Origin of the sequence: Nocardiopsis sp. L17-MgMaSL7 (assembly GCF_003182025.1) — a bacterium.
Taxonomy (GTDB): domain Bacteria; phylum Actinomycetota; class Actinomycetes; order Streptosporangiales; family Streptosporangiaceae; genus Nocardiopsis; species Nocardiopsis prasina.
The window spans coordinates 229,679-238,066 of sequence record NZ_QGTF01000010.1; the positions used below are offsets into that span (position 1 = coordinate 229,679).

Below are 8,388 nucleotides of genomic sequence, written 5' to 3' on the forward strand. Positions count from 1 at the left end.
AATGAACATTCAGTAACTAGTCTCTCGGCGCAGGAGACACAGATCACAGGACAAGGGGCTCCATGGCTTCGGTACCGATCGAGCGCGTCGCACGGCTGACCCTGGAGGACAAGGTGCGCCTGCTCACCGGGCGCACCGGATGGATTCTGCACGGGAACGCGGACGCGGGTCTGCTGCCGATCACCGTCTCCGACGGCCCGGCGGGGGTGCGCGGCACGGAGGCTACCCAGGACGAGCACTCGGCCAGCACGCCCAGTCCCACGGCGGTCGCCGCCGCCTGGGACCCCGAGCTCATGGAGCGCGTGGGCCGCTTCTTCGCCGCCGAGGCCCGCCGCAAGGACGTCGACGTCGTCCTGGCCCCGGTGCTGAACCTCCACCGCTCCCCGGTCGGTGGCCGTCACTTCGAGTGCTTCTCCGAGGACCCCCTCCTGACCGCCGAGCTCGGCGCCGCCTTCGTCCGCTCCCTTCAGAGCGAGGGTGTGGGCGCCTGCCCCAAACACTTCATCGGGAACGAGACCGAGCGGGAGCGCACCGCCTACCGCTCCCGCATCGACGAGCGCACTCTCCGCGAGGTCTACCTGCCGCCCTTCCAAGCGGTGGTCGACGCCGGGGCCTGGATGGTCATGGCCGCCTACAACGGGGTCGACGACGGCTCCGAGGCCGCCAGCATGACCGACCACCGGGGACTCCTCACCGGCCTCCTCAAGGGCGAACTCGGCTTCGACGGTGTGGTGTGCAGCGACTGGACGGCCGCGCGCAGCACCGCGTCGTCGGCCAACGCCGGGACCGATCTCGTGATGCCCGGACCCGACGGTCCCTGGGGCGAGGCCCTGGTGGCGGCGGTCCGCTCCGGCGAGGTCCCCGAGTCCGTGATCGACGACAAGGTCGCCCGCCTGCTGCTGCTGGCCGAGCGGGTCGGCAAGCTCGACCGCGTCACCTCCCCGGCGGTGGAGGGCGAGGACGAGCGGGTCCTCCTGCGCGAGGTCGGCTCACGCGGCCACGTGCTGCTGCGCAACGAGGGCGGCGTCCTCCCGATCGCCGCCGAGCGGGTCCGTAGCGTGGCGCTGATCGGCCCCAACGCCGTGGACGCCTACACCCAGGGCGGCGGCAGCGCCCACGTGAACTCCGAGTACCTGGTCAGCCCAGCCGAGGGGCTGAGCGAGGCGCTGCCGGACGACGTGGAACTCACCCTGGTGCGCGGCGGCGACCCGCGGCGCCACCTGCCGGTGGTGGCGGACCAGCGCCTCACCGGGATCGCCCTGACGCTGCTCGATGCCGCAGGGGCGAAGGTGGAGGGGCCCGAGATCGCCGGTGGAGCGCTGCACGCGGGGGCGCCGAAGGAAGCCGTGTGCGCCGTGCTGGATGCCGAACTCACCCTCACCGAGCCGGGCACCCACCACGTGGAGATCGCCGCCGTGGGCCGTCACACCAGCCGGATGGACGGCGAGGTCGTCAGCGAGAGCGCGGCCCAGGCCTCGGTCGACGACATCCTGGAGTCCCGTCACTCCCACCCCGACGCCCCCCGCGTGGGGATCGAGGTCGCCGAGGGCGCGCCGCGCACGCTCCGGATCCGAGTGGAGATGGAGGTCGGCGACTTCGGCGGCTTCGGCCGGGCGGTCATCGCCCAGCTCCGCCACCAGCCCCCCGGGATGACCGTGGAGGAGGAGATCCAGGAGGCGGTGCGCGCCGCCGAGGCCGCCGACGTCGCGGTGGTGGTGGTCGGCACCAACGACGAGGTCGAGTCCGAGGGCTACGACCGGCCCACCCTGGACCTTCCCGGCAGCCAGGACGAACTGGTCCGCCGGGTGAGCTCCGCCAACCCGAACACCGTGGTCGTGGTCAACGCCGGAGCCCCGGTCCTGCTGCCCTGGCTGGACGAGGTCCCCGCCGTCCTGTGGTCCTGGTTCGGCGGCCACGAGTACGGCCACGCCCTTGCGGACACCCTCACCGGCCGGTCCGAGCCCACCGGCCGCCTGCCCTGGACCCTGCCGCGCGACCACGACGACGTTCCGATCATGGACACCCGCCCCGTGGGTGGCGTGATCACCTACGAAGAGGGCGTGTTCGTCGGCCACCGCGCCTACGACCGGGACGGTGTGGAACCCCATCGCCCCTTCGGCTTCGGCCTCGGCTACACCGACTGGGAGGTCACCGGCGCCGCACTGGCCGCCGACTCCCTCGTGGCCGAGACTCTGGTCGACGGCCTGGCCCCGGAGCCCGTCACCGTCACGGCCACCCTCACCAACACCGGTGCCCGGCCCGGACGCCACGTGGTGCAGGTGTACGTGGAGCCGCCCGCCGAAGGGGGGCCGACCCGGCCGGTCCGTTCCCTGGCCGCCTTCGCCTCCGTGCGCGCCGTACCGGGGGAGGAGGTCACGGTCAGCCTCGAAGTCCCACCGCGCAGCCTCGCGGTCTGGGATCCCGCAGCTCAGTCCTGGCGCACCCCGGAGGGTACCTACCACCTCGCGGTGGGCTCCTCCAGCCGTGCCATCGCGCACCGTCTCCGTTTCGACGTGCGCTGACTCCCCTTCCCCCAGCAGGTTTTCCCTAAGGAACCAGCTCCACCACACGGGCGTCTTCGGTCCTGCGCAGGAGGAGGTAGGCGCCAAGCAACTGGCCCGGGACGAGGGGCAGGGCGGTGGTGGCGAGGAGGAGGAACGGGTTGCGGGCGTAGCGGGCGAGAGGGAACCACAGGACGGCGCCGAAGGTGCGAGGCGGCTGTGAGTGGTGTCCCCGTGGGGAGTGGGACACGAGGCCTCAGGAGGAGGGGGATGGGGGCGGGGCCAGACTACCCGTGCGCCGCAAGCTCACTGAAGCAGGCGTTCCGCGCTCCGTCGGCACCGGCGGAGCGGGCCCGGGAGCGCGTGCAACATGCGTCGACTCCGGTTGCCCTGGTAGGCGTCGCCGGGGTCACGCCGCAGTGGGGACACGGCGGCGGAAGAGCGTGTAGTCGGCGCCGCCCCTGAAGGTGGTGCTGCTCAACCGCTCGAAGCGTGCGGGGGCGAAGGCCGCTCCCTCGAAGAGGGGGCGCCCGTGCCCCGCGACGACGGGGTAGCGCTTGATCACGAGTTCGTCGATCTCGGGGAGCAGGTATCCGGCCATGGCCGGGCCGCCGACGGTGACGATCCCCAGGGGGCTCTCCTCCTTCTTGAGTTCGCGGACGGTCTCCAGCGGGTCCGTGGCCACGACAGTGACGTTGGGGTCGACGTCGGTGGGCAGGCTGTGGGAGAAGACGATCTGGCGCATGTGGTCGTAGGGGCTGGTCACGCCCTCGTCCAGGGCGACCTGGTAGGAGCCGCGGCCTTGGAGCATGGTGTCGAAGTGCTTGTTGGGAACGTCCAGACCCAGGTGGGCGCGTGCCACGGTGGGAAGGAGTTCGGGGTACTCGTCGACGTGGAACTGGCCGTTGTCGCCGAGCTCGCCACCGGGGTCGGGTGCCTCGTAGAAGTCGTGGGAGTTGTCGGGGCCACAGGCGTAGCCGTCGATCGATACCGCGACGAAGTAGGTGAGGGTTCGCATGTGTCTCCTTGGTAGGGATACTCCTGCGGCCACGTGACCACTAAGCTTGAAGTACTTCAAGTAAAGTACTCCACGCATAGTGGTTTGCCAAGCGGTCGCGTGGGATTTCCGCGCACGAAAGGGAAAGCACATGGTCAGGAACCCGGGGCGGCGCGCCGCGCTGCTCGACGCCGCCATCGACACACTCGCCGAGGAGGGAGCGCGGGGACTCACTTTCCGGGCCGTGGACACCCGAGCGGGCGTGCCCGTGGGAACCGCCTCCAACTACTTCGCCAACCGTGAGGACCTGCTCGCCCAGACCAGCGTCCGCACCTACGAGCGGTTCATGCCCGAGCAGCAGGAGTGGGAGAACGTGCTGGAGGGGCCCCGGGACCGCGCCAAGATCGCCGAGGTCATGCGTGCCACGGTCACGCGCCTGGCCGCGAACCCGAACGTGTACCTCGCCACGCTCGAACTCCAGCTGGAGGCCACCCGCCGTCCGGAACTGCGCGCCGACCTCACCGCGCGGGTTCGCTCCGACCTGGACGCCAACATCGCCTTCCACGAGCAGAGCGCCATGCCCGGTGGCCGCGACACGGTGCTGGTGCTGTACCTGGCCATGAACTGGCTGGTCACCGAGCACCTGACGCTGCCCGGGGTGCTGGCCCCCGAGGGCGACCTGGAGGGGCTGGTGGACCTGGTGATCGCCCAGCTCACCCTCGAGGGCTGAGGTCCGGCCCCGTGCTCGGGGCCGGGGCCGGGGTCACCAGGCGCGGACGCCGACCGGAGCGGGCAGCCGCTCCGGCAGCCAGGTCCACGTGCCGTCGTTCTCGGTGAACCGGCGCTGGACGCGACTCACCTCGCCGATCGGGTTGCTGAACACCTCCCGCCAGTCTCCGGCCGCGCGCTCCTCCAGGTAGAGGCTGCTCGCGTCGGTTCGCAGGCGCACCGCCTGGAGGGTGTGGGAGGAGCCGTCGTTCAGCTGGATGCGGTAGTAGGCCATGGGAATCCCCTGAGTGTCGTCCTGGAAAGTGAGGACGGTGGAGTCCGGAACACGCGCGTTCGACGAAGCTGGAGGATCTGTCTCCCGGGTACGGCGTGACCTCGGGGCGGGCCGCGAGGTCGGGCCGAGGGTGTGTTGGCTCATGCGCCAAGGGCGGGAAACAGGCGCGGGTGCCGGGGCACCGTGCTGTCCGCGTGTTCGGACTCTACTCGCGCGGCGGCCGACACACAGGGTGAACGGAGGAATCCGAAGTGAAATCGGGGAGAACGGATCCCCGTTCAGGCGGTCCCCTCGGCGAGCCTCGCCCTGGCCTCCCTCAGGGCGAAGCCCAGCAGGTTGCGGCCGCGCCAGAACCGGGGGCGTTCCGCGTTCTCTCAGTCGAACTGGAACGACCGCTTCGCCAGTCCGTGCCAGAAGCCGTCCACCGTGGACGCGGCGGAACCGTGGTCGTCCAGGCTCGCGCCGAGGGCGACGAACAGGGGCGCGAAGTGGTCGCTGCGCGGGTGTGCGAGGGCGGCGGCTGGGGCCTTGTGCTGGAAGTCCAGGAGCGCGTCGACGTCGCGGTCCAGGACGGCCCGGTGGGTCCAGTCGTCGAACTCGACCGACCACGAGGGTGCGTCGCCGTGGGCCTGGCGGGACATCTCCCGGAGGTTGTGGGTGGTGAACCCGCTGCCCATGATCAGGACGCCCTCGTCGCGCAGGGGCGCGAGGCGGCGTCCGAGTTCGAGGAGGCGGGCAGGGTCGAGGGTCGGCATGGAAACCTGGAGCACCGGGATGTCGGCCTCCGGGTACATCTCCTTCAGGGGGACGTAGGCGCCGTGGTCGAGTCCCCGGGTGGGGTCCTGATGGACGGTGCCGCCTGGACCAGTGGCGAGTTCGCGGACCCGTTCGGCGAGTCCCGGAGCGCCCGGGGCGGCGTAGGTCACGTCGTAGTAGCGTTGCGGGAAACCCCAGAAGTCGTAGGTCAGCGGGGTCGCGTCCCTGGTCGCGCCGACGGTGAGCGGTGCGTCCTCCCAGTGGGCGGAGACGACGAGGATCGCCTTCGGGCGGGTGATGTCACCGGACCAGTCGGCCAGCTGACGGGTCCACTCGGGGTCGTCGGCGAGGGGCGGCGCGCCGTGGCTCAGGTACAGCGTGGGCATGCGAGTCGCCATGACGACCTCCGGGATCGGGGTTGTGGACCGTGTTCGGTTCCAACACAATTGAACGCTCAAGTATTTCTGGGGGCACAGGTCCGATGGCCGAGACGCGCTGGCTCGACGACGGCGAGCAGCACACCTGGCGTGCCTTCCTCATGGCCGTCAACCTCCTCGACGGCGCACTCGACCGCCAGCTCCGGCACGACTCCGGGCTGCCGCACGCGTACTACCAGATCCTGGCCATGCTGTCCGAGGCGCCGGGGCGCGAGCTGACGATGACCCGGCTGGCCCGCCTGCTGCGCTCATCGCCGAGTCGGCTCTCGCACGCGGCCGCGAGGCTCGAGGGGGACGGGATGATCCAGCGGTACAAGCGGCCGGAGAATCGGCGCACCGTGATCGTGGAGATCACGCCGCTGGGGATGAAGGTGCTGGAGGATGCGGCGCCGGGGCACGTGCACGAGGTGCGGCGGGTCCTCTTCGACACGCTCAGTGCCGAGCAGGTGGGGCAGTTGCGGGCGATCTCCGAGTCCATGCTGTCCGCGCTCGATCCCCAGGGTGAGGAGCCCAGGTACCCGGACCCCGACGGGGCTGGCGTCCGAGACTGAGTCGAGTTCTGTTCTCTGCCCTGACCAGGGTGAACGCGGGTCGCATCCAACTCATTCGCACGGACGCTATGTGTTCGGCCGGATACGTACTACCATTCTGCTTCCCGGGAAAAGGTTGTGGCCTCAAGTTTTGGAGTCGAGCTCCCACGAGATCCACCTGATCCAGGGATACCCGCTCACGGCAGAACAGGAACAACCATGACCGCATCTCTCAGAATCAGGATCGGCGACCTGACCGCCCTGATCGCCAGGGTCGTCATCGGGGTCGTCTTCATCGTCCACGGCCTGCCCAAGGCCACCGACCTGGGCAGCGCCGCCCAGGGCTTCGAAGCGCTGGGTGTGCCCTTCCCCGCGCTCTCCGCCTCCATCGCCGCGGCCGTCGAGGTGGGCGCCGGCGTCGCGCTCGTCATCGGATTCGCGCTCCCGCTCGCGGGCCTCTCCCTCGCCCTGATGATGGTCGGGGCGTACTTCTTCGCCCACGTCGGCGCCCCGCTGGTCGGTGGCTACGAGCTGCCTCTGGTCCTCGGCGTCGCCGCGCTGGCCCTCGGGTTCTCGGGCGGCCGTCACGCGGTGGACCGACTGATGCCCTGGGGCCGCGTCCGCCAGGCGCGCGGCACCGAGGAGGCCGTGTCGGCCTGAACCGCACGGCCTGATTCGGCGTCCGTCCTGACCAGGGGCCCGTGACTTCACCCCGGTCGGACTCGCACCGCTGACGCGGCCGCCCACACCGGTGCTGGGCGGCCGTTCGTGCTGTCCGGGGTCCCCGCGCGGGAGCCCCCGGCCCGGAGTCTCAGTGGTAGGAGATCGACACCAGCCCCGCCGCCGCGAAGTTCCCCGCCGCGAGCTCGTCGCGCTGGATGATCCAGAACACGCACGCGGTGAAGCCCGGATCGTCGGGCATGTCGAACTGAGCCTGGGCCAGCAGCACCCAACTCCCCTTCTCGTCCTCGGGGGAGGAGCCCATGATGGGCGGGTCCTGCGGCGAGTAGGCGTATCCGCCCAGGTGCAGGCTTTCGTCCCACTGAGGAAGCCTCTGGTCGAGGTACTCCAGCTCGTACTCGTCGTAGAGGCGTCTGATCTCCGGGTGGGGGAGAACGGCGTCGTCGGCGGTCATCGGGAGGCTCGGGAAGGTCCGGGCGTACAGGGGGTGGGGGGCGAAGGCGGGGAAGTGGTTCTCGGGAAGCGTGCGTTCGGTCGTGGGAGTACCCGCTTGGACGTGGATCACGGACCGGGAGTCATGCATGAGGGCGAACCCGTCGGGGTCGGTCCGGTCCGCGAAGAACAGCAGGTGGCCGTCGCGCGGCAGGGGGAGGTTGCAGGCGTCCTGGGGGAGGGCGGCGCAGTCGACGCTCGCGACGAGGTCCAGGCCGTTGTCCCACTCGACGCCCTCGGGGAGCGAGGGGAGGCCGCCGTACCGTCCGACCAGGACGCCGCCGTCCTTGTCCGACGGAGTGAGTTCGGCCTGGGGGAGGGCGAGGCTGAGCGCCAGGTCGATGGCATGTTCGGGGACACCCTTGGTGCGGGCCTCTTCGCGGTACGTCTGAGGGCTGTGCATGCCGGACATGCTGGCGTAGAGGAAGGACACTTCGTGCGGCCGCAGGGGGCGTTGCCGTGTTTCGTGGCCTGTTGCTTTGAGCGGGGAGAGGCGGATCCGGCTCTGTGTTCAACGTGAAGAGTGTCGCGGCTGGTCAGGGTGGGTGGCGGAAGCGGCGGCGAGGGTGGGTGCGCCCCCAGGTCTGTGGTCAACGGTGGGGCGTGTCGTGGCTGGTCTAGGTGGGTGGCGGAAGCGGCGGCGAGGGTGGGTGCGCCCCCAGGTCTGTGGTCAACGGTGGGGGGTGTCGCGGCTGGTCAGGGTGGGTGGCGAAAGCGGCAGCGAGCACAAAGGTGGGGATTCGCCTAGCACACAAGTGCGACACCACAACGGTTATCCACAATGGCCGATCGGCCTATTCTCACAGCGAATGGCCAGCCTTTTATAACCACCCGGCTATAGCCCCCCAAGGCCGAACATCCTACTATTGAAATATGGCCCCCTTTCCCGCAGTGCACGCCCCGACCACCGGGTCCACCCCGGTGGACACGGCCATGCGCACCGCCCGGGAACAAGCCACCACCTTCTTCGACCGCGAGTTGACCCCCGGGT

The 8,388-nt window shown here is 70.2% G+C and carries 9 protein-coding genes; 4 read left to right on the top strand and 5 right to left on the bottom strand.

Annotated elements, in window-relative coordinates; genetic code table 11:
- The first annotated feature begins 62 nt into the window (after window positions 1-62).
- Entirely contained in the window at window positions 63-2,522 is a 2,460-nt protein-coding gene (locus tag BDW27_RS19155) for a beta-glucosidase (protein WP_110050742.1), read from the top strand.
- 25 nt (window positions 2,523-2,547) lie between these two features.
- Here the strand turns inward: BDW27_RS19155 and BDW27_RS19160 are convergent, their stop codons facing one another.
- Together BDW27_RS19160 and BDW27_RS19165 are read right to left on the bottom strand one after the other, a co-directional pair.
- Window positions 2,548-2,751, bottom strand: coding sequence for a hypothetical protein (locus BDW27_RS19160; RefSeq protein ID WP_110050744.1), 204 nt, complete (start codon window positions 2,749-2,751; stop codon window positions 2,548-2,550).
- Between the two features lie 159 nt (window positions 2,752-2,910).
- Entirely contained in the window at window positions 2,911-3,519 is a 609-nt protein-coding gene (locus BDW27_RS19165) for a dihydrofolate reductase family protein (RefSeq protein WP_110050746.1), read from the bottom strand.
- Window positions 3,520-3,649: 130 nt separating this feature from the next.
- Between BDW27_RS19165 and BDW27_RS19170 the strand changes: the two genes are divergently transcribed.
- Window positions 3,650-4,228 carry a TetR/AcrR family transcriptional regulator gene (locus BDW27_RS19170; RefSeq protein WP_017547284.1) on the top strand — a complete coding sequence of 193 codons (579 nt, stop codon included), beginning with the start codon at window positions 3,650-3,652 and terminating at the stop codon, window positions 4,226-4,228.
- 33 nt (window positions 4,229-4,261) lie between these two features.
- Here the strand turns inward: BDW27_RS19170 and BDW27_RS19175 are convergent, their stop codons facing one another.
- On the bottom strand, window positions 4,262-4,501 hold the full coding sequence (locus BDW27_RS19175) for a hypothetical protein (protein ID WP_017547283.1): 240 nt from the start codon (window positions 4,499-4,501) through the stop codon (window positions 4,262-4,264).
- Window positions 4,502-4,875: 374 nt separating this feature from the next.
- Window positions 4,876-5,655: a dioxygenase gene (locus tag BDW27_RS19185; protein ID WP_233515825.1), complete on the bottom strand. Its 780-nt coding sequence runs from the start codon at window positions 5,653-5,655 to the stop codon at window positions 4,876-4,878.
- Window positions 5,656-5,738: 83 nt separating this feature from the next.
- On the opposite strand from BDW27_RS19185, the gene BDW27_RS19190 reads away from it, so the two are divergent.
- Entirely contained in the window at window positions 5,739-6,245 is a 507-nt protein-coding gene (locus BDW27_RS19190; RefSeq protein WP_110050750.1) for a MarR family winged helix-turn-helix transcriptional regulator, read from the top strand.
- A 198-nt stretch (window positions 6,246-6,443) separates the two neighbouring features.
- Complete coding sequence (locus tag BDW27_RS19195; protein ID WP_110050752.1) at window positions 6,444-6,884, top strand: DoxX family protein; 441 nt, start codon at window positions 6,444-6,446, stop codon at window positions 6,882-6,884.
- Window positions 6,885-7,035: 151 nt separating this feature from the next.
- On the opposite strand, the gene BDW27_RS19200 is transcribed toward BDW27_RS19195, so the two are convergent.
- A complete protein-coding gene (locus BDW27_RS19200; RefSeq protein ID WP_233515826.1) occupies window positions 7,036-7,800 on the bottom strand; it encodes a DUF1963 domain-containing protein in 765 nt (254 codons plus the stop codon).
- Window positions 7,801-8,388: the final 588 nt, after the last annotated feature.

Bases quoted from the DNA above. Each gene is read 5' to 3' on its own strand.
- BDW27_RS19155 (WP_110050742.1), top strand. From the start codon at position 63: ATGGCTTCGGTACCGATCGAGCGCGTCGCACGGCTGACCCTGGAGGAC.
- BDW27_RS19165 (WP_110050746.1), bottom strand. From the start codon at position 3,519: ATGCGAACCCTCACCTACTTCGTCGCGGTATCGATCGACGGCTACGCC.
- BDW27_RS19170 (WP_017547284.1), top strand. From the start codon at position 3,650: ATGGTCAGGAACCCGGGGCGGCGCGCCGCGCTGCTCGACGCCGCCATC.
- BDW27_RS19175 (WP_017547283.1), bottom strand. From the start codon at position 4,501: ATGGCCTACTACCGCATCCAGCTGAACGACGGCTCCTCCCACACCCTC.
- BDW27_RS19185 (WP_233515825.1), bottom strand. From the start codon at position 5,655: ATGGCGACTCGCATGCCCACGCTGTACCTGAGCCACGGCGCGCCGCCC.
- BDW27_RS19190 (WP_110050750.1), top strand. From the start codon at position 5,739: ATGGCCGAGACGCGCTGGCTCGACGACGGCGAGCAGCACACCTGGCGT.
- BDW27_RS19195 (WP_110050752.1), top strand. From the start codon at position 6,444: ATGACCGCATCTCTCAGAATCAGGATCGGCGACCTGACCGCCCTGATC.
- BDW27_RS19200 (WP_233515826.1), bottom strand. From the start codon at position 7,800: ATGCACAGCCCTCAGACGTACCGCGAAGAGGCCCGCACCAAGGGTGTC.